Raw genomic sequence first — 18,830 nt, forward strand, 5'->3', positions numbered from 1 at the left:
CTGCGAGGCGCCGCTCGGGGCGCGTCTCGCGCTCTGCCGTTTCCTCGCGGAGGCTCCATGGCCGGTGGTCCGGCTTCTCGTTCGAGGAGCGACCGCACTGCCGGAACAGTCTGCGCCCGTTCCGGTGGCCGAGGAATACGACTTTCGGTCGAAGGCCGCCCGGCGATCAGGCGCGGCCGGGCAGCACGCGGTCCGGCGGGCGGTGGCCGTCCATGAGGGTGCGGATGTTGATGATGACGCGCTCGCCCATGTCGATGCGCGCCTCGATCGTCGCCGAGCCCATGTGCGGCAGGAGCACGACCTTGTGCTCGGCGGCGAGCTTCAGGAGGCGGCGGTCGATCGCCGGCTCGTTCTCGAAGACGTCGAGGCCCGCGCCGGCGAGCTGACCCGCCTCGATCATCCGGATCAGCGCCGCGTCGTCGACGATGTCGCCGCGCGCCGTGTTGACCACGAAGGCATGCGGCTGGAGCAGCGCCAGCCGCCGGGCCGAGAGAAGGTGAAAGGTGCCGGGCGTCGAAGGGCAGTGGATCGACACGATGTCGGCCCGGGCGAGCATCTGGTCGAGGCTCTCCCAAAAGGTCGCGCCAAGCTCGGCTTCGGTCTTGGCGCTGACGCGGCGGCGGTTGTGGTAGTGGATCTCCAGCCCGAAGGCTCGGGCGCGCCGGGCGACCGCCGTGCCGATGCGGCCCATGCCGAGGATGCCGAGGCGCTTGCCGGCGAGCCGGCGGCCGAGCATGGCGGTCGGCGACCAGCCGGCCCAGGGCTCGTCCGACAAGAGGCGGACGCCGCCCTCGACGAGGCGGCGGGGCACGGCCAGGATCAGCGCCATCGTCATGTCCGCCGTGTCCTCGTCGAGGACGTTGGGCGTGTTGGTGACGATGAGGCCGCGCGACAGCGCCGCCTCGACGTCGATGTTGTCGATGCCGTTGCCGTAGTTGGCGATGAGCTTCAGCCGGGGACCGGCGAGCGCGATCATCGCGCGGTCGATCCGGTCGGTGACGGTCGGCACGAGCACGTCCGCCTGGCGCAGGGCCGCGACGAGCTGGGGCTGGGTCAGCGGTCGGTCGGACGGGTTCAGCCGCGCGTCGAAGAGCTCGGCCATGCGCGCCTCGACGGCGTCGGGCAGCTTCCGCGTGACGATGACCAGGGGCTTCGGGCGCTCTGTCATTCCACTCCTCGTCAGCCTTACCTTTTGCCTTCCAGCGCCGGAAAAGCTTCAGCCGTCATTAACCGACATGGAGCATCTTGGGCGGCGTGTCCCCCTGAGAGCCGCCTTCCTACCAAGGAGCGGCGGTTGAAACAAAGGGCTGCCCGCCGGGGCGGTCCCAAGCATCCAAGGATTCGCCGCGCCGTGTCCGCTCCCCGCATTCTTCTCGCCTCCGTCGCCGCCCTGCTCGTCGCTGCCGCGGGCTTCGCCATCATGCCGGCCACCAGCGCCCCACAGCCCGAGACCGTCGCCGCGGCCGCGCCCAAGCCGGAGAAGCCGACGGCCGCCGCCATCGCCGCCGCCGGCCGCGGGCCGGTGACCGACCTGCCGCTGCCGCGCTTCGCCTCGCTGAAGTCGGCCAAGGTGAACCTGCGCATCGGCCCGGGCAAGGACTACCCGGTGTCCTGGCTGTTCATGAAGCCCGGCCTGCCGGTGGAGATCATCGGCGAATACGACCTGTGGCGCCGCATCCGCGATTCGGAGGGCACGGAAGGGTGGGTCTACCACTCGCTCCTGTCGGGCTCGCGCACCTCGATCGCCGCGCCCTGGCTGAAGGGCAAGCCGACCACGATCGACATCCACCGCACGCCCGCCGCCGACGCGCCGCTCGTGGCGATGATGGAGCCGGGCGTCGTGTCCAGCGTCGAGGAATGCAAGTCCGGCTGGTGCAGCGTCGAGGTGTCGAGCCGGGCCGGCTTCGTCAAGCAGAACGAGCTCTGGGGCGTCTACCCCGACGAGCAGTTCTGAGCGGAACCGGGCACCACCCCGCGGGGCTGGTGCCCATGCCCACGAAAACAAACGAGGCGGGTTCGATTGCCGAACCCGCCTCGTTTGTTTCTGCAAATCGTGTGCTGCGGCGATCCTACTCCGCCGCGACCTTCACGGCGACGGACGACTTCGAGGCGCCGGCATCGCGCTTGCGGCGCAGGCGGACGACCACGTCGACGTTGACGATCTCCATGCCTTCCGGCGGCTCCGGCAGGTCCGACAGGCGCAGCGCGCCGTCCGGAATGTCGATCATCGAGTTGTCGTCCTCGACGAAGAAGTGGTGGTGGTCGTCGGTGTTGGTGTCGAAATAGGTGCGCTGGCCTTCGGCCGAGAGCGGCCGCACGAGGCCGGCATCGGTGAACTGATGGAGCGTGTTGTAGACCGTGGCGAGCGAGACCGGCTCGCCGGCCTTGTGCGCTTCCTCGTGCAAATCTTCGGCCGAAAGGTGCCGATCGCCCGCGCCGAACATCAGGTTGCACAGGGCCACGCGCTGGCGCGTCGGGCGCAGGCCGACGGACCGGAGGCGCTCGAACACGCAGAAGGTGTGGGGCCGGGATCGGTTGTGCATTGAAAACGCCGTTCAGCTCATGCGGAATGGATGAAGCTCTGTGCCAGCTTTCTAGAGCATCAATCTCCTGTTTTGCAAGATAATGGGTCGCGAACACCGGTGTGCAAGATGTGAACGGCGCGTCAGCCGCCAGGCGGGGCGGGCGCGCAGGCCGCGGCGAGCGGCGCCAGCGCGGCGCCCGAGCCGGTGAGCGGCACGCTGTAGCGCCCCGCCGGCACCCGCACCTCCGCCGCCTTGCCCTTGCGCAAGGCCGCCACGAGGAGGCCCGCGCGAGCCGGCGGCACGACGGCCGAGAGGCTGTTCGGGCCCGGGGCGCCCGCGTCGAGCAGGAAGGCGGTGCCGCCGACCTCGACCGCCAGCGAGGCGCCGCGCCCGCCGGTGCCGGGGCTGAAGGCCGACAAGCGCAGGCGGCTTCCTTCGCAGGCGAGCTCCAGCAGCGCCCGGCCGTTCTCGTAGGCGCCGGCCGCGCCCCCGCTGCCGCGCCAGGCGGGAGCGCTCCAGGCCGGTCCGGCGAGGAGCAGCGAGGTGGCCGTTGCCGCGCTGCAGAAGCGCAGAAGTGCGCCGCACAAGGAACGGCGGCGGCTCCGGCCGGTTTTGCCTCCTTGGGCGGCTGTGCTAAGGGCGCGTGCCGAACAGCGGCGAGCAGGCGTCCGCTGACAGGCGGCGGGCTTTGAGCGGAACATGACGATAGCCAAGACTTCCTTCGACAAGAACGACCTCCTGGCATGCGGCGAGGGCCGGTTGTTCGGCCCCGGCAACGCCCAGCTGCCGCTGCCGCCCATGCTGATGTTCGACCGCATCACCGAGGTCACCACCGATGGCGGCGAGTTCGGCAAAGGATCGATCCGGGCCGAGTTCGACGTCAACCCCGACCTCTGGTTCTTCGCCTGCCACTTCAAGGGCGACCCGGTCATGCCGGGGTGTCTCGGCCTCGACGCGCTCTGGCAGCTCACCGGCTTCTATCTCGGCTGGCTCGGCGAAGAGGGCCGGGGCCGCGCGCTGGGCGTCGGCGAGGTGAAGTTCACCGGCCAGGTGACGCCGAAGGTCAAGCTCGTCGAGTACGGCGTCGAGTTCCGGCGCGTCATGCGCTCCAAGCTCAAGCTCGGCATCGCGCAGGGGTGGATGAAGGCCGACGGCGAGGTCATCTATCGCGCGTCCGACCTTCGGGTGGGCCTGTTCAAGGACGAGGAGCCGGCCGTTGCGGGCGGCTGATAGGGCTTCGGGCGAGAGGATTTCGATATGAGGCGCGTCGTCGTCACCGGCATGGGCATCGTCTCGGCCATCGGCAACGATGTCGAGGAGGTGGCCGCCTCGCTGAAGGCCGCGCGCTCCGGCATCGTCTTCGCGCCGGAATATGCCGAGCTCGGCTTCCGCTCGCACGTCCACGGCAAGCCGACGCTGGACCCGATCACGGTTCTCGACCGGCGGGCGCTGCGCTTCCACGGCGGCGGCACCGCCTGGAACCACGTCGCCATGGACCAGGCGATCGCTGACGCGCGCCTGTCGCCGGAGGACGTGTCGAACGAGCGCACCGGCATCATCATGGGCTCGGGCGGGGCCTCGACGCAGTCGATCGTGCAGGCCGCCGACGTCACCCGCGAGAAGGGGCCGAAGCGCGTCGGGCCGACCGTCGTCCCCAAGGCGATGAGCTCGACGGCCTCCGCGACGCTCGCCACCTGGTTCAAGATCAAGGGCGTCAACTACTCGATCTCCTCGGCCTGCTCGACCTCCAGCCACTGCATCGGCAACGCCTACGAGACGATCGCCTGGAACAAGCAGGACGTCATGTTCGCGGGGGGCTGCGAGGACCTCCACTGGACGCTGTCGGTTCTCTTCGACGCGATGGGCGCGCTCTCCTCCGACTTCAACGACACGCCGGCCGTGGCGTCCCGCGCCTATGATGCGCGCCGCGACGGCTTCGTGATCGCGGGCGGGGCGGGCGTCCTCGTGCTCGAGGAGTACGAGCGGGCCAAGGCGAGGGGCGCCACCATCTACGGCGAGATCGTCGGCTACGGTGCGACGTCCGACGGCGCCGACATGGTCGCGCCCTCCGGCGAGGGCGCGGTGCGCTGCATGCGCCAGGCGCTGGCGAACCTCGACGGGCCGATCGACTACATCAACCCGCACGCCACGGCGACGCCGGTCGGGGATCGCATGGAGATCCAGGCGATCCGCGAGGTCTTTGGCGACCAGATCCCGGCGATCTCCGGCACCAAGTCGCTCACCGGGCACAGCCAGGGCGCCACCGGCGTCCACGAGGCGATCTACTCGCTGATCATGATGCGCGACCGCTTCATCGCCAAGAGCGCCCATATCGACGAGCTCGACCCGGAGTTCGAAGGCATCCCGATCGTGCGCGAGCGGATCGACGACGCGAAGATCGATCGCGTCCTGTCGAACTCCTTCGGCTTCGGCGGCACCAACGCCTGCCTCGTCTTCCAACGCGTGACGGATTGAGTGCCATGGGCGATCTGATGAAGGGCAAGCGGGGCCTCGTGATGGGCGTCGCCAACCACAATTCCATCGCCTGGGGCGCCGCCAAGGCGCTCCACGCGCAGGGCGCCGAGATCGCGCTGACCTATCAGGGCGAGGCCTTCGGCAAGCGGGTGAAGCCGCTCGCCGACGAGATCGACTGCCGGCTGATCCTGCCCTGCGACGTCGAGGACGCCGCCTCGATGGACGCCGTGTTCGAGACGCTGAAGCGCGAATGGGGCGGCATCGACTTCCTCGTCCACGCCATCGCCTTTTCCGACAAGAACGAGCTGAAGGGCCTCTACGCCGACACGACGCGCGAGAACTTCACGCGCACCATGCTGATCTCCTGCTTCTCCTTCACGGAGCTCGCCCGGCGGGCGGTGGCGATCATGCCGAACGGCGGCTCGCTGGTGACCATGACCTATGGCGGCTCGACGCGGGTCATGCCGAACTACAACGTCATGGGCGTCGCCAAGGCGGCCCTGGAAGCCTCGGTGCGCTATCTCGCCGCCGACTTCGGCCCGCGCAACATCCGCGTCAACGCGGTCTCCGCCGGCCCGGTGCGCACCCTGGCGGGCGCCGGAGTTTCGGACGCGCGGCTGATGTTCAACTACCAGCGCGTCAACTCGCCGATGCGCCGCAACGTCACGATCAAGGAAGTCGGCGGGGCGGTGCTCTACCTCCTGTCCGAACTCGCGGACGGCGTCACCGGCGAGATCCACTACGTCGATTCCGGCTACAACGTCATGTCGATGCCGGCGCTGGACGAACTCAAGGCGCAGGACAGGCTCAAGGTCGAAGCCGGCGCGGCGCCCGCCGACGAGGAGCGCTGACGGCCAGTCTCCGGCCGGCCGCTCACAGAACGGGCGGCCGGTGGTGGAAGCCGCCGGCGGGGGCCGCCAGGGCGTGCCGCAGACGCCGACGGCGCAGGAGGCGCACGGCGCCTTCGACCGTCGTCCCGCCCAGCCAGCCGAGCATGAAGCCGACAAAGGTCAGAAGCAGCCCGCCCGCTCCGACGGGGATGGCGGGTGCGAAGTCGGCCGCAGTGCGCAGGATCACGCGCCAATCGGGATCGGCGGCGATGACGAACACGGTCGCGAAGGGCGCGGCCGTGACCAGCTTGCGATAGCGCCGCTCCGCCGCCTCGAACTCCCGGACGGTCTCTGCGGCGTCGGAGCCCTGGCGGGCGACGAAGGCGTCCGGATTGCTCTCCAGCCGCACCAGCGCTTCGTTCCGCGTCATGCCCGCGGCCGCGGCGCCGACGTCGAAGCGCTCGACGACGTTGCGCAGCGCGTCCGCCGCCCCGCCCAGCCGCTGCAGGTATTGCTGCGCGAACTCGCCGGCCTGACCGAAGCTCAAGGCCAGGGCGATCGCGGGCACCGTGCGGGTGAGAAGGGGCTGCATGCAGTCGAACCATCGAAAGCGGCGCGGCCGTCGCCGCATTCATGACGATTAACCACGAAACGCGTCGATTTGACTAGACGGCTCCAGATTGCGCCCTAGTTCGGCCGCCGCTCGATGCGCATCGGCAGTCCGCCGCGCGGCTGGATCGTGATCCGCTGCACCGGATAGGGCGCCCGCGTGCCCGCGTGATGGAACCGCAGCCGCCGCACCAGACCCGCCAGCGCGATCACCCCTTCCTGCAGCGCGAAGCTCGCGCCGATGCAGACCCGCGGACCGGCCCCGAAGGGCAGGTACTGGAAGCGGTCGATGCGCCCGCGGTTCTCCGGCAGGAAGCGCGCCGGGCGGAACTCGTCCGGCGCCTCCCAGAGCGTCTCGTGCCGATGGAGGATCCAGGGCAGGAACAGCACCGTCGATCCCGCGGGGATGTCGGTGCTCCCGAAGCTGTCGGCCGCGATGGCCGTGCGGTTGAGGGAGGGAGCGGGCGGGTAGAACCGCATCGCCTCTTCCAGCGCCGCGCGGGTGCGCGGCAGGCGGTCGAGCCAGGTGGCGGGATCGGGAAGCTCCGGCAGCAGCGCGTCGACCTCGGCCTCGACGGCCGCACGCTCCTCCGGCGCCTGGCTGAGAAGGTAGAGCGTCCAGCCCAGCGCCCGGGCCGTCGTTTCGTGACCGGCACCGATGAAGGTGACGATGTTGTCCTCGATCTCGGCTTCTGAGAGGCCGTCCGTCTTCAGGAGAAGCGTCAGGAAGTCGTTCGGCGCGCGCTCGGGATCCGCGGCGAGGAGCGCCCGGCGCTTTTCCGCGGTGGCGCGGATCACTTGGCGCAGATGCTCCTGCGCGCCGCGGGCGGCGAGCCGCCCCAGCCGCGGCAGGAAGGCCGGCGCGTTGAGGATGTCGAGCGGGTCGACCCGACCCATCTGCGCGATCGTCCGCTCCATCGAGCGGGCGAAGGCCTGAGGCTCGCCGGCGATGTCGTCGGAGAACAGCGTCGCCTGCAGGATATCGTAGGTGAGGAGCGTCATCTGGAAGGACAGGTCAACGGTCTCGCCGTCCCGCGCCATCAGGCGCTCGGCGAAGCCTTCCGTTCGCGCCCGCATGACCGGCGCGAAGCCGAGGATGTTCTTCGGCGTGAAGACCGGCGCCATCGCCCGGCGCGTGCGCCGCCAAAGCTCGCCCTCGGCGGTCAGGAGGCCGTCGCGCAGGATCGGGCGCAGGAGGCGCTGGCGCAGCGGCTGCATCGCGTAGTTGCGGGCATTGTCGACGAGGCAGTGACGGATCAGGGCGGGATCGTTGATCGTGAAGGTCGGGACGCCCAGCCAGTCGGCGCGCGACACCGGCTCGCGGAAGGCGCGGCGGCTCCAGATCTCCAGGGGGTTGCGCGCCGCCGCGAGCACGAAGCTGACGGTCCTGCGCGGCGCCTCCGGCGGCACCGGCGCCGGCGGCCGGAAGGCCCGGGCGGCGGACGTGGGCGAGGAGGCGGAAGCCGATGCGGCCGACGAATGCCCGGAGGCGTGTGGCAGGCTCATGGAAGGACTGTCCGAAGGTTGCTGCGAAGGGGCGAAAAGGGCGGGAAAACGGGCCTTTTTCCTTGGATCGGCGGGGTCTACCCCTTATATAGGTGAGGTCGTGGAGAAGCCGCGACCCGCATTTCGCGGATGGGCCCGCCTGGTCCCTCCGTCGCCTGCCGATGGGGCGCCGGCCGCTGCCCGCCGGGTCCGACCGACGGCTCCGAACATCAAGGAAGATCATGTCCGAAGCGTTTGACCTGAACCACGGTCGCGAAGCCGAATACGGCGCCGATTCCATCAAGGTTCTGAAGGGGTTGGACGCGGTTCGCAAGCGGCCGGGCATGTATATCGGCGACACCGACGACGGCTCGGGTCTCCACCACATGGTCTACGAGGTCGTCGACAACGCCATCGACGAGGCGCTGGCCGGCCACGCGACGCTCGTCACCGTCACGCTGAACCCCGACAGCTCCTGCACGGTGACCGACAACGGCCGCGGCATCCCGACCGACATCCACACGGGCGAAGGCGTCTCGGCGGCCGAGGTCATCATGACCCAGCTCCATGCGGGCGGCAAGTTCGACCAGAATTCCTACAAGGTGTCCGGCGGCCTTCACGGCGTCGGCGTGTCCGTCGTCAACGCCCTGTCGAGCAGCCTCAAGCTCAAGATCCGCCGCAAGGGCAAGATCCACGAGATGAGCTTCTCCCACGGCGCCGCCGACGGGCCGCTCACCGTCACCGGCGACGCGGGTCCCGAGACCGGCACCGAGGTCACCTTCATGCCCCATACCGGCGGGGAGGGGAGCGACGCGACCTTCAAGGGCGTCGTCGACTTCGACTACGGCACGCTGGAGCATCGCCTGCGCGAGCTCGCCTTCCTGAACTCCGGGGTCCGCATCGTCCTCACCGACAAGCGCCCGGCCGACGAGAAGCGCACCGAGCTGTTCTACGAGGGCGGGCTCGAGGCCTTCGCCCGTTATCTCGACCGCTCCAAGAAGCCGATCCTGCCCGCGCCCATCACCGTGATGAGCGAGCGCGACGGCATCACCGTCGAGGCGGCGCTGTGGTGGAACGATTCCTACCATGAGACCGTGCTCTGCTTCACCAACAACATCCCCCAGCGCGACGGCGGCACGCACATGGCGGGCTTTCGCGGCGCGCTGACGCGGCAGGTGACGGGCTATGCCGACACCTCAGGCCTGACGAAGAAGGAAAAGGTCCAGCTCACCGGCGACGACTGCCGCGAAGGGCTGACCTGCGTCCTGTCGGTCAAGGTGCCGGACCCGAAGTTCTCCTCGCAGACCAAGGACAAGCTCGTCTCCTCCGAAGTGCGCCCGGTGGTCGAGAGCGCCATGAACGAGGCCCTCGCGACCTGGTTCGAGGAGCACCCGAACGAGGGCCGGCAGATCGTCGGCAAGGTCATCCAGGCCGCCGCCGCCCGCGAGGCGGCCAGGCGCGCCCGCGAGACGATCCGCAAGGACGTCATGAGCGTCTCGACCCTGCCGGGCAAGCTCGCCGACTGCCAGGAAAAGGACCCGGCGAAGAGCGAGATCTTCATCGTCGAGGGCGATTCGGCCGGCGGCTCGGCCAAGGGCGCGCGCTCGCGCCAGAACCAGGCGATCCTGCCGCTGCGCGGCAAGATCCTCAACGTCGAGCGCGTGCGCTTCGACCGAATGATCTCCTCCGACCAGATCGGCACGCTGATCACCGCGCTCGGCACCGGCATCGGCCAGTCGGAGGGGCACGCCAACCGCTTCAACGCCGACAAGCTGCGCTACCACAAGATCATCATCATGACGGACGCCGACGTCGACGGCGCCCATATCCGCACGCTGCTCCTCACCTTCTTCTTCCGGCAGATGCCCGAATTGATCGAGCGCGGCCACGTCTTCATCGCCCAGCCGCCGCTCTACAAGGTGACGCGCGGCAAGCAGAGCCAGTACCTGAAGAACGAGCGGGCGCTGGAGAACTACCTCGTCGATACCGGCCTCGAGGACGCCGTCCTGACGCTGGGCTCGGGCGAGAAGCTCACCGGCCAGCGCCTGCGGTCCGCCGTCGAGGACGCGCTGGCGTTGCGCCAGGTGCTGCAAGGCCTCCACACGCGCTACGACCGCCGGCTCGTCGAGCAGGCGGCGGTGGTGGGCGCCCTGACGCCCGAAGCGGTGGGCGACAGCCAAGGCCTCGGCGCCCGGCTCGTCGCCCGGATCGCCGAGCGCATGGACGCGCTCGCCGAGGAGACCGAGCGCGGATGGGAAGGCGAGGTCATTGACGGCGGCTATCGCTTCAACCGCACGCTGCGCGGCGTTAAGGAGGCAGCCGTCCTTGACGCGGCGCTCATCAATTCCGGCGACGCCCTCCAGATGACGCGCCTCGCCGAGCGCCTCGGCGCCATCCACGGCGAGATGCCGGTTCTCGCCCGCAAGGACGAGACCCGCTTCATCGGCGGCCCGATGGAACTCCTCGACGCGGTCTTCGCCGTCGGTCGCCGCGGCCTCTCGCTCCAGCGCTACAAGGGCTTGGGCGAGATGGACCCCGAGCAGCTCTGGGAAACCACGCTCGATCCGAGCGTGCGCTCGCTCCTCCAGGTCAAGATCAACGACGTGACCGACGCCGACCAGCTCTTCTCCCGCCTCATGGGCGACGAGGTCGAGCCCCGCCGCGAGTTCATCCAAGACAACGCCCTGTCCGTCGCCAACCTCGACATCTGAGGGCTAAAACGTCAGGCCGGTGAAATATCTCAGTGGAAACAATGTTTTCTGCTGGGCTTCTTTGTGCGTTCCTAGCCGTGGTCACAGCGTGGTCACAGGTGCGGGGTGATGCAGCCCGAGTAAGCAAAGGAAGGGTGGCGCCGAGAGCGGACCGAGCCGATCCCGTTAGGTTTTGACAGGGCAACTCTCCCACGGGTCCCATGCCCCGGCACCAGGATGCGACGTCGCGCATCCACCATCGGAGCCGCACCATGTCCGACATCGAAGCCCACCTTCAGGCACTCGAAGCCCGCAGCCTCCAGACCGTTGCCGCCAACCACGCGCTGAAGGTCATGCTTCAGCACCTCTGGCTGGATCGCTTGCGTTCGGCCGGCGGCCCATCGGCTGAGCAGACCCGTGTCATCATGGACAAGTTCACCGCCGTCCAGGGCGACGACGTCCCGGCGATGGGTGGCGGCCAGAGCGTCGAGCAGGCCGCCGAACTTCGTGCTGAGGTGCAGGCGCAGTTCACCATCCTGGCGAACGAGATGGTGCTGATGGCTAACCGACTGGCCGAGCACGACGCGGAGCGTGAGATGGCAGAGGATGAGGCGGCCTAGGCTGTTGATCGGCGCAGCCGGTTGCCATTGCCGGCATCAGCACACTCAACAGGTCGCCACGTCGATCGGCGTCGAAACTGCGCGCGGATCGACACATCCCGTTCGCCGGATGCTCGCGGACGGGATGCGCCCGTCGTTGCATTCCGACGATCCAGCTTGGTTCGGTTCGATCACGGAGAACTACATCGCGCTCGTGACCGAGGGTGCGCTGACGCGTGCGGAGGTTCTCCAGCTCGTTCGCAACAGCTTCACGACCAGCTTCCTTCCCGCATCGTCGGTCAGCCTCTATCTCGCGGAACTCAGCGCAATGGCCGACGGTCGCCTGCGGGCGGACGACGACCGCTCTTGAGCGCATCCGTTTTCGTCGAGAACGGCTGGAAGGCGCCTTAGAACGGGTGCCGAAGCCAGATGCTCGGCTCTTCGTAGATGCCTAGATCGGTGGCGCAGTCTGCCATCACCGGGGCGAGGCCACCTTCGACGTGGTAGGCGCCCGAGCGCGGAAAGCGCAGGCCGGTCCATTCCGTCCACTGGTCGAGCGAGGCGGAGACGGTCATCGAGCGAGATGCGATCCCGACGATCCGCGCGCCGAGCTGGTGGTGCTTGCGGACCCAGGGATCGAACGGCGCGCCATCGGGCGTCGTCCAACCCGCGTAATCACCGAATGAGGTCAGCGGATAGCTCGCCTTCCTCGTCGGCCGGACCGGCGCGACGAGCGCCCGCAAGCCGCCCGCGATCGCGCTCGTCTTCATGTTGCGAAGAAGCCGCTCGGCCAGATCGGAACCGCGCCGCTCAGGCGAGACGACGATGGAGAGGGCCGAGAGAGCGTTGCAGGTCCGCCCACCGATCGCTGCGTCCGCGCCTGCCCGAAGCACCTCGTCCCATCCCCCGTCCGGCAAGGTGGCGTCGTCGCCAGGGTTCGCCCATTCGAACGGGATGCTGTTCGAGGTCGCCAGGACGCGCTCTTCGCCATCCTCGTGCGTCTGCACGACCGCGAACTGGTAGCGGGAGAGCCCGTGCGCGTAGAGGTCATCCCAGCACTCGACGATGGCTCGATCGCCGTCCAGGAAGGTCGGCCATACCGGTGCACTGAGCGCGGCGAAAGCCGGAACGAGGTCCGGCCTTTGTTCGGCCGAGACGAGCGAGAGAGCCGCGTGGTCGACCGTGTTCGTCTCCATCGGCATCTACTGCCTTTCGCTCGTTCCACGGCGTCTGCCGACAGCCCCAGGGATCCCGATTGGGTGAGGGAAAGCCGCCTTCGGGATTCTAATCAACCCTCGTAACGTCTTCGAAGGGGCGTTTGCGGATCGGCAGCTTTCCGCCCCTTGTTCCTCGATGCCGACGTTCGGCTATCGGCGCGCACTTTCCCCTCGGCTCGACATGGTGAGCGGCCTCAGCGTGCGAGCCGGGCGTCCCAACAGTCCATCGCGAGGTCGGCAACCGCCTGCAGCTCGTCGCCGGTCGCGCCGTCGCGGGCGAGGATCGACATGCCCGCCTGAACGGTCTGGACGAAGCGGGCGAGGGCATGCCGGTCGGTGGCGGCGGGGATCTCGCCCGCGTCCACGGCCGCGTCGAACCGAGCCGTCAAGCGCTCCAGGGTCACGCCGCGTGCCGCCCGCACGAGTTCGCCCAGCGCCTCGTGCCCTTCGCTCCCGACCTGCGACAGCGTCACCATGCACCCGCGCGGCAGGTCGGCGACGCAGCCGGTGAGCGCTGCGGCCGAGTTCGACAGGAGCGAGCGCACCGCCTCGCGCGCCGTGGCGGCGGCCCGGAACTCCGCCCAGACATAGGCTTCGTTGTCCTCGGCATAGCGTTGCAGCGCCTCGGCATAGAGAGCCTCCTTGGAGCCGAAGGCGGCGTAGAGGCTCGGCGCGCCGATGCCGAGCTCCGCCGTCAGGTCGGCGATCGAGGTCGCTTCGAAGCCGCGCAGCCAGAACAACCGCACCGCCTTCCTGAGCGCCACGTCGCGGTCGAAGGCCCGGGGCCGCCCCCGCGGCCGGGGGACGGCTGCGGCGCACGCAGCGGGTCCTGTGTCATCCGATTTTTGCATCGATCACTATTTAATCCCATTGACGGAAGCCGGCAAGCCGCGTAGCTAATTTCATATCGATCGTTACAGAAAGAATCGACCATGAATGACCTGCACAACAAGCGCGCCCTGGTGACCGGCGGTGCCCGCGGCATCGGCGCCGCCATCGCCCTGGCGCTCGCCGAGGGCGGCGCCGACGTCGCGATCACCTACGGGCGTTCCGCCGAACGCGCAGCCGAAGTCGTCGAGGCGATCCAGGGGAAGGGGCGCCGCGGCGTCGCGATCCGGGCCGACGCGGCGGATCCCGCGGCGGTCCGGCGCTCCGTCGAGGAAGCGGTCGCCGCGCTCGGCGGCCTCGACATTCTCGTCAACAACGCCGCCATCGCGGCCTACGCGACCATCGCCGAGGTCAGCCCAGAGACCATCGACGAGCTCTTCGCGGTCAACGTGCGCGGCACCATCCTCGCCGCGCAGGCGGCCATGCCGCACCTGCCGGCGGGCGGCCGGATCGTCACGATCGGCTCGGGCGGAGCCGACCGCATCGTCGGCGACACGGGAACGATCTACTTCATGACGAAGTCGGCGCTGCAATCCTTCACGCGCGGCCTCGCCCGCGAGCTCGGGCCGCGCGACATCACGGTGAACCTCGTGCAGCCGGGCTCGACCGACACGGACATGAACCCAGCCGACGGCCCCTTCGCCGACTTCCAGCGGAACTTGATCCCGCTCGGCCGCTACGGCGCGCCGCAGGACGTGGCGGCCGCCGTCGCCTTTCTCGCCAGCCCCGCCGCCCGCCACGTCAGCGGCGCGATCCTCAACGTCGACGGTGGCCAGCTCACCTGACGTCGCCGCCCGCCGGCCTGTCGGCGACGTGCCGCAGGGACGGCGTCGCGATCCCGTCGGCGGCGCCAAGCCGATGCGAGCGTGAACCCTCGATGGGATCGGAGGCGGGACGGTCTTCGATCCCGCCGCTCTCGCCTCGAGCCGCTCGGGCAGCACCGCGATCAACGACGACCTGCGGATCGACGAACCGGGCTTTCAGACCGTGGCGGCGACCGGTCACCGGCTCGTGCCCTGTGCCGTGCTCCCGATCCGCATGATGGCCGGGACCGCCGCTTGAACAGCTCTGGCCGGGGCCGAGGGATTGCGGGGCGTCCTGACCGCCACCATCTGCGTTGCATCCGTCCGGGCCCCTCTGGCGAGAGATCCCTCTCGTGATGTCGGACACCTCACGGAGTTTCGCATGCAGGAGTTCGTCGCCGCCCTCGTTTCCTTCTTCCTGATCCAGCCCCTCGAGGCCGAGATCCGGGATCGGTTCGGAGACGTCTCGCGCGAGCAGGTGGCCGCCATCACCGAGTGCGTCGGCGAGGCCGCCCCGATCCTCGTCCAGCAGACTTTCGACGATCCTTGGCGCACGGCGACCCAGGTCTTCGTGATCTGGACGGGCATGACCCCGGCCGAGCAGATCCTCGCGGAAACGACGCCGCTCTGCGCTGATGCCTTCAGCATGAGCGCGGGGGCCGAGGAAGCCGACGCCTGATCGTCTTCCTTGAGCTTGCTCACACGTTGGGGCGAGGCGCCGCGCGTCCATGCGCGGGACCTTCTTCTCGCCACGACGCAGCTCCGGGATACGGAGGAACAGGCGGAAGCGGTTGACGCGGTTGTGTCCGACAGATCGCGGGACCTCTCGAAGCGGGGCTGGTACGATGCTTCCTGCCGGACGTCGTGCGACACCGGGACCCCAGACGGTGTGGTCGCGGCGGACCGGTCGAGGCGGACAGGCGAAGTGCGGGCTTAACCTCGTCAAGGGATAGGTACGGGCGGCGCGGCGACGCCTCGCTCGTGCCGGGCAGCATCGTTCAGCGTGAGCGTGCAACCCGTTCATGTCCTTCAACGATCGTCGACAAGCACCTTCGGCGACAATGCGGCAGTCACATGGAATCCCATCTCGCCGACCTCGGCACCTTCATCCAGGCCCACCAGGGCTGGGCCTTCGTCATCGTCGCGCTGATCGCGCTCGGCGAGTCGCTGGTTCTGGTCGGGCTCCTCATTCCGGCCACCGCGATCATGCTGCTGATCGGTGGCCTGGCCGGAGCAGGCCTCGTCGAGCCGTTGCCGGTGCTGGCCGGCGCGATCCTCGGAGCGATCCTCGGCGACATCGTCTCCTATTTCATCGGCCGCTGGCTGGGACCGGGCATCGTCCACCGTCCGCTCCTGCGGCGCTACCGGCCCGCAGTCGCCCGAACCCGCCTGTTCTTCCGACGCTACGGCTTCGCCGCGGTCTTTCTTGGGCGCTTCCTCGGGCCGATCCGCTCCACCGTGCCGCTGGTCGCGGGCATGATGGCGATGGGGCAGGCACGCTTCCAGATCGCCAACGTCGCCTCCGCCGCCCTGTGGGCGCCGCTGATGCTGGCGCCGGGCTTCCTGGGCGCGCGGGGCGCCGGCGAGGTCGGGGCGATGAGCGGCGAGGGCGCCTTCGGCATCGTCGGCCTCGTTCTCGCGCTCACCGTGGTCGGCACCGTCCTCGTCGGCAAGCGCATGGCCGGCGCCAACCGGCCCCGCCGCAGACTGGCCGCTCCCCGCCCGGTCGCGTGAGGCCGGAGCGCCGCGGCGCGGGCCGGCGCACCATCATCGCTTCAATCGGAAGGCTTTGACGTTCCACGAAATGGATCGCAGGAGCGCCGAACCGCCGGCATGTCGCCGCGGGCGCTTTCGCGCGGGCGTATCCCGACGCGGGGCCAATGAAGCCGTTCGGGCAGACGCTCATCGAGATGATCACCGGCACTTCGGTGGCCGCCTATGCCGGAAGGTTCACCCACTTTTTGGTCATTCAGCGACGGTGAATCGGCTAAGCCCCTGATGTCGGTCAGGGTGCTTGCCGCTCGACTGTGAAAGCGCGCATGTTTGCCGCCGGGGCTGAACCGGATCCCGGGATGCCCGGGGATCGGTCTCCCGGAGCGGGATGCTGCAAGGGGATGTTGGAAGAGGCGATGGTTCACGATCAGACACCTCCAGGCGGTCCCAAGCCGGAGACGACAAGCGAGAAATCGAAGCGGCTGAAGGAGGCTCGACTGCAAGCCGAGCGGGACAAGGAGGCGCGTATCGAACGTGCCAACCGCAAGGCGGCGGCTCGACGGAAGGTTCTCGGCGGCGCGACCTGAGGGACGAGCCTGCCTTCGTGACGCGCGGGGGAGCGACGGGTTCGCTCCGCAGCCCGTGTAGGGAATGAGGATCGCACGGCACGGCACGACGCTGGCGATGCGGTGTCGACGTCACTCTCTTCTGTGCGAGCACGACCGCCCAATCGTTCAGCGAGGCAAGGGGCGATGGCCCTCGACCCGATCACGTCGCTGCTCGACGATCCGTCGCGCATCCCGAAGGCACGTTACCGGCAGCGCGTCCACCCCGACGCCTCGGCATGGGGCCGAGCATTGGTTGGGCCTGTCAACCGACGGTCGCCTCGGTCGACAGGCTCGGGAATGGGATCGGCAGCGGTTCAGCCTCTCCGCCGCGCGAGATTTGGGGCCGCCGCGGAGCTTGCTCCCCAACCTCTCGGCAGGCAGGCGCCGGTGCCGCGGTCCTGCGGAACCGCCATCAGTTCACGGCTCTCGCTTCCAGCGCGTCGACGAAGGACAGGTCCCAGCGATTCTCGCGAATGGCCTGCATCGTCGCTTCTTCCTTGGCGTGCTGGGCGAGGGCGCCGGCGATCACCGTCTCGGCCTCCTGGCGACCGAAGGCGAGGATGCCGTCCTGATCGCCGACGACGATGTCGCCGGGATGGACCAGCATGCCGCCGACGCTGACGGGCACGTTGATTGCGCCGGGGCCGTCCTTGTAGGGGCCGCGATGCGTGTGGCCGCGCGCATAGACCGGGAAGGTGCGCGCGCCCAGTTCGGCGATGTCGCGCACGGCGCCGTCCAGCACCATGCCCGCCATGCCGATCGTGGCGGCGTGGAACGTCATGATGCCGCCGACGAGCGCGTTGGCCGTTTCTCCGTCCGCATCGATCACGAGGACGTCGCCCGGGCGGCACTGGTGGAAGGCGCGCAGGATGGCGAGGTTGTCGCCGCCGCGCGTCCTCACCGTCAGCGCCGTGCCGGCCATCGGCGCGGGGCTGTGATAGGGTTTGAGAAGCGCCGTCCCGCGGTTGCGGTGGAGCTGGTCGCTGAGGAGCGCGACGGGAATCTCGCGCAGGCGCCGCAGGATGTCGGCATCCACCGGCTCGGCGTTCGGGTTCGTCTCGATGGTGGGCATGGAGCCGCTCCGTTCGGGTTAGGCGAGGTCGCCGACCGCCTTGGCGATCCGCGCGAGGCCGTCGTTGAGAATCTCGATCGAGGTCGCGATCGACAGCCGGAAATAGGGCGACAGGCCGTAGGCCGTGCCCGCGACCACGGCAACGCCGACACGTTCGAGAAGGTAAAGGACGACATCGTTGTCGGTCGCCAGCACCTTGCCGTCCGGCGTGCGCTTGCCGATGAGGCCCGCGCAGTTGACGAAAAGATAGAAGGCGCCCTCCGGCAGGCGGCAGGACAGGCCGGGAATGGCGTTGATGCCGGCGGCAATCGCGTCGCGCCGTTCGCGGTAGGTCGCGAGGCTTTCCGCGACGAAGCTCTGGTCGCCGTTCAGCGCCGCGGCGGCCGCCGCCTGGCTCACCGAGCAGCTGTTGCCCGCCGACTGCGAGGTCAGCGTGTCGAGGGCGCGGATCAGCTCGCGCGGCCCGGCCGCCCAGCCGATGCGGAAGCCCGTCATGGCGTAGGTCTTGGAGACGCCGTTGACGGCGAGCGTGCGCTCGCGCAGCTCGGGCGCGGCGTTGAGGAGATGAGGCGCGGTGCCGCCCTCGAAGCGGATGTGCTCGTAGATGTCGTCGGTCATCACCAGCACGTGCGGGTGGCGCGCGAGAACGGCGGCGAGCGCCTTGTACGCCTCGATCGAATAGGTGGCGCCGGTCGGGTTGGACGGCGAGTTCAGGATCAGCCAGCGCGTCTTGGGGGTGATCGCGCTTTCGAGCTTCTGCGCGGTGAGCTTGAAGCCCTCGTCCTCCGTGCAGGCGACCGCGACGGGCGTTCCGTCGCAGGCGAGCACCATGTCGGGGTAGGAGACCCAGTAGGGTGCCGGAACGATCACCTCGTCGCCCGGCTCCAGCGTCGCGGCCAGGGCCGTGTAGATGACGCTTTTTGCGCCGTTGCCGACGATGATCTCGGTGATGTCGTAGTCGAGCCCGTTCTCGCGCTTCAGCTTGGCGGCGATCGCCTGGCGAAGCTCCACGGTGCCGGGCAAGGCGGTGTAGCGCGTCGCGCCCGCGTTCATCGCCTTGGCCGCCGCCTCGCGGATGTGGGCGGGCGTATCGAAGTCCGGCTCGCCGACCACGAGGCTGACGATCGAGCGGCCCTCGCGCTTGAGCTGGTTGGCCCGGTCGGCCGCCGAGGAACTCGGCGAGGGCTTGATGCGCCTGACGCGCTCGGCGACGTGGATCGAGGTCAAGGTTTGGTCATCCCGGCTGACGATGTCCGCCGGACGCTAGTCCCGCTCCTTGCGCGAGGCTAAGACGAGTTGGCTCTGCCCTGATAGCC

At 69.1% G+C, this 18,830-nt stretch carries 20 protein-coding genes; 11 read left to right on the forward strand and 9 right to left on the reverse strand.

Annotated elements, in window-relative coordinates:
- Nucleotides 1-166: 166 nt before the first annotated feature.
- Nucleotides 167-1,168, reverse strand: a complete 1,002-nt coding sequence (locus FZN60_RS01290) for a 2-hydroxyacid dehydrogenase (RefSeq protein WP_158870237.1) — start codon at nt 1,166-1,168, stop codon at nt 167-169.
- Between the two features lie 252 nt (nt 1,169-1,420).
- Between FZN60_RS01290 and FZN60_RS01295 the strand changes: the two genes are divergently transcribed.
- Nucleotides 1,421-1,954 carry an SH3 domain-containing protein gene (locus tag FZN60_RS01295; RefSeq protein ID WP_158870648.1) on the forward strand — a complete coding sequence of 178 codons (534 nt, stop codon included), beginning with the start codon at nt 1,421-1,423 and terminating at the stop codon, nt 1,952-1,954.
- A gap of 115 nt (nt 1,955-2,069) precedes the next feature.
- On the opposite strand, the gene irrA is transcribed toward FZN60_RS01295, so the two are convergent.
- Both irrA and FZN60_RS01305 read right to left on the reverse strand, forming a co-directional pair.
- Nucleotides 2,070-2,543 (reverse strand): iron response transcriptional regulator IrrA, encoded by a 474-nt coding sequence (gene irrA / locus FZN60_RS01300; protein ID WP_158870239.1) that lies wholly within the window; start codon nt 2,541-2,543, stop codon nt 2,070-2,072.
- A 122-nt stretch (nt 2,544-2,665) separates the two neighbouring features.
- The gene (locus FZN60_RS01305) at nt 2,666-3,112 is read right to left on the reverse strand and encodes a hypothetical protein (protein ID WP_158870241.1); all 447 of its coding nucleotides are present in this window, start codon (nt 3,110-3,112) and stop codon (nt 2,666-2,668) included.
- Between the two features lie 112 nt (nt 3,113-3,224).
- Here FZN60_RS01305 and fabA point away from each other — a divergent pair, with 112 nt between their 5' ends.
- Genes fabA through fabI form a run of 3 tightly spaced genes read left to right on the forward strand, consistent with a single transcriptional unit; the run spans nt 3,225 to nt 5,851 of the window.
- Nucleotides 3,225-3,755, forward strand: coding sequence for a 3-hydroxyacyl-[acyl-carrier-protein] dehydratase FabA (fabA, locus tag FZN60_RS01310; protein ID WP_158870243.1), 531 nt, complete (start codon nt 3,225-3,227; stop codon nt 3,753-3,755).
- A 27-nt stretch (nt 3,756-3,782) separates the two neighbouring features.
- Nucleotides 3,783-5,000, forward strand: coding sequence for a beta-ketoacyl-ACP synthase I (gene fabB / locus FZN60_RS01315; RefSeq protein ID WP_158870245.1), 1,218 nt, complete (start codon nt 3,783-3,785; stop codon nt 4,998-5,000).
- Between the two features lie 5 nt (nt 5,001-5,005).
- Nucleotides 5,006-5,851 carry an enoyl-ACP reductase FabI gene (fabI, locus tag FZN60_RS01320; protein ID WP_158870247.1) on the forward strand — a complete coding sequence of 282 codons (846 nt, stop codon included), beginning with the start codon at nt 5,006-5,008 and terminating at the stop codon, nt 5,849-5,851.
- Nucleotides 5,852-5,873: 22 nt separating this feature from the next.
- Here fabI and FZN60_RS01325 read toward each other — a convergent pair whose 3' ends face one another.
- The gene (locus FZN60_RS01325) at nt 5,874-6,422 is read right to left on the reverse strand and encodes a DUF2937 family protein (protein ID WP_158870249.1); all 549 of its coding nucleotides are present in this window, start codon (nt 6,420-6,422) and stop codon (nt 5,874-5,876) included.
- A gap of 95 nt (nt 6,423-6,517) precedes the next feature.
- Complete coding sequence (locus FZN60_RS01330) at nt 6,518-7,945, reverse strand: cytochrome P450 (RefSeq protein WP_158870251.1); 1,428 nt, start codon at nt 7,943-7,945, stop codon at nt 6,518-6,520.
- A gap of 221 nt (nt 7,946-8,166) precedes the next feature.
- Between FZN60_RS01330 and gyrB the strand changes: the two genes are divergently transcribed.
- The 3 genes from gyrB (at nt 8,167) to FZN60_RS01345 (ending at nt 11,583) form a co-directional block, all read left to right on the forward strand.
- Nucleotides 8,167-10,635, forward strand: coding sequence for a DNA topoisomerase (ATP-hydrolyzing) subunit B (gene gyrB, locus FZN60_RS01335; RefSeq protein WP_158870253.1), 2,469 nt, complete (start codon nt 8,167-8,169; stop codon nt 10,633-10,635).
- Nucleotides 10,636-10,886: 251 nt separating this feature from the next.
- Entirely contained in the window at nt 10,887-11,234 is a 348-nt protein-coding gene (locus FZN60_RS01340) for a hypothetical protein (RefSeq protein ID WP_158870255.1), read from the forward strand.
- A gap of 4 nt (nt 11,235-11,238) precedes the next feature.
- Entirely contained in the window at nt 11,239-11,583 is a 345-nt protein-coding gene (locus FZN60_RS01345) for an amidohydrolase family protein (protein WP_158870257.1), read from the forward strand.
- A 37-nt stretch (nt 11,584-11,620) separates the two neighbouring features.
- Here FZN60_RS01345 and FZN60_RS01350 read toward each other — a convergent pair whose 3' ends face one another.
- Together FZN60_RS01350 and FZN60_RS01355 are read right to left on the reverse strand one after the other, a co-directional pair.
- A complete protein-coding gene (locus tag FZN60_RS01350) occupies nt 11,621-12,415 on the reverse strand; it encodes a hypothetical protein (RefSeq protein ID WP_246726516.1) in 795 nt (264 codons plus the stop codon).
- A 209-nt stretch (nt 12,416-12,624) separates the two neighbouring features.
- Nucleotides 12,625-13,281: a TetR/AcrR family transcriptional regulator gene (locus FZN60_RS01355; RefSeq protein WP_158870259.1), complete on the reverse strand. Its 657-nt coding sequence runs from the start codon at nt 13,279-13,281 to the stop codon at nt 12,625-12,627.
- Nucleotides 13,282-13,362: 81 nt separating this feature from the next.
- Here FZN60_RS01355 and FZN60_RS01360 point away from each other — a divergent pair, with 81 nt between their 5' ends.
- The 4 genes from FZN60_RS01360 to FZN60_RS01375 all read left to right on the forward strand — a co-directional run bounded on the left by FZN60_RS01360 (nt 13,363) and on the right by FZN60_RS01375 (nt 16,421).
- On the forward strand, nt 13,363-14,103 hold the full coding sequence (locus tag FZN60_RS01360; RefSeq protein WP_158870261.1) for an SDR family NAD(P)-dependent oxidoreductase: 741 nt from the start codon (nt 13,363-13,365) through the stop codon (nt 14,101-14,103).
- 400 nt (nt 14,104-14,503) lie between these two features.
- Complete coding sequence (locus FZN60_RS01365) at nt 14,504-14,800, forward strand: hypothetical protein (RefSeq protein WP_158870263.1); 297 nt, start codon at nt 14,504-14,506, stop codon at nt 14,798-14,800.
- 395 nt (nt 14,801-15,195) lie between these two features.
- A complete protein-coding gene (locus tag FZN60_RS01370; protein ID WP_158870265.1) occupies nt 15,196-15,855 on the forward strand; it encodes a DedA family protein in 660 nt (219 codons plus the stop codon).
- A gap of 395 nt (nt 15,856-16,250) precedes the next feature.
- Nucleotides 16,251-16,421: a hypothetical protein gene (locus FZN60_RS01375; RefSeq protein WP_210253405.1), complete on the forward strand. Its 171-nt coding sequence runs from the start codon at nt 16,251-16,253 to the stop codon at nt 16,419-16,421.
- A gap of 433 nt (nt 16,422-16,854) precedes the next feature.
- Here the strand turns inward: FZN60_RS01375 and FZN60_RS01380 are convergent, their stop codons facing one another.
- Both FZN60_RS01380 and FZN60_RS01385 read right to left on the reverse strand, forming a co-directional pair.
- Nucleotides 16,855-17,514, reverse strand: coding sequence for an RraA family protein (locus tag FZN60_RS01380; RefSeq protein WP_158870269.1), 660 nt, complete (start codon nt 17,512-17,514; stop codon nt 16,855-16,857).
- A gap of 18 nt (nt 17,515-17,532) precedes the next feature.
- On the reverse strand, nt 17,533-18,741 hold the full coding sequence (locus FZN60_RS01385; protein ID WP_158870271.1) for an aspartate transaminase: 1,209 nt from the start codon (nt 18,739-18,741) through the stop codon (nt 17,533-17,535).
- Nucleotides 18,742-18,830 lie beyond the last annotated feature (89 nt).

Origin of the sequence: Antarcticirhabdus aurantiaca, from assembly GCF_009765365.1 — a bacterium.
Lineage (GTDB): Bacteria > Pseudomonadota > Alphaproteobacteria > Rhizobiales > Rhizobiaceae > Antarcticirhabdus > Antarcticirhabdus aurantiaca.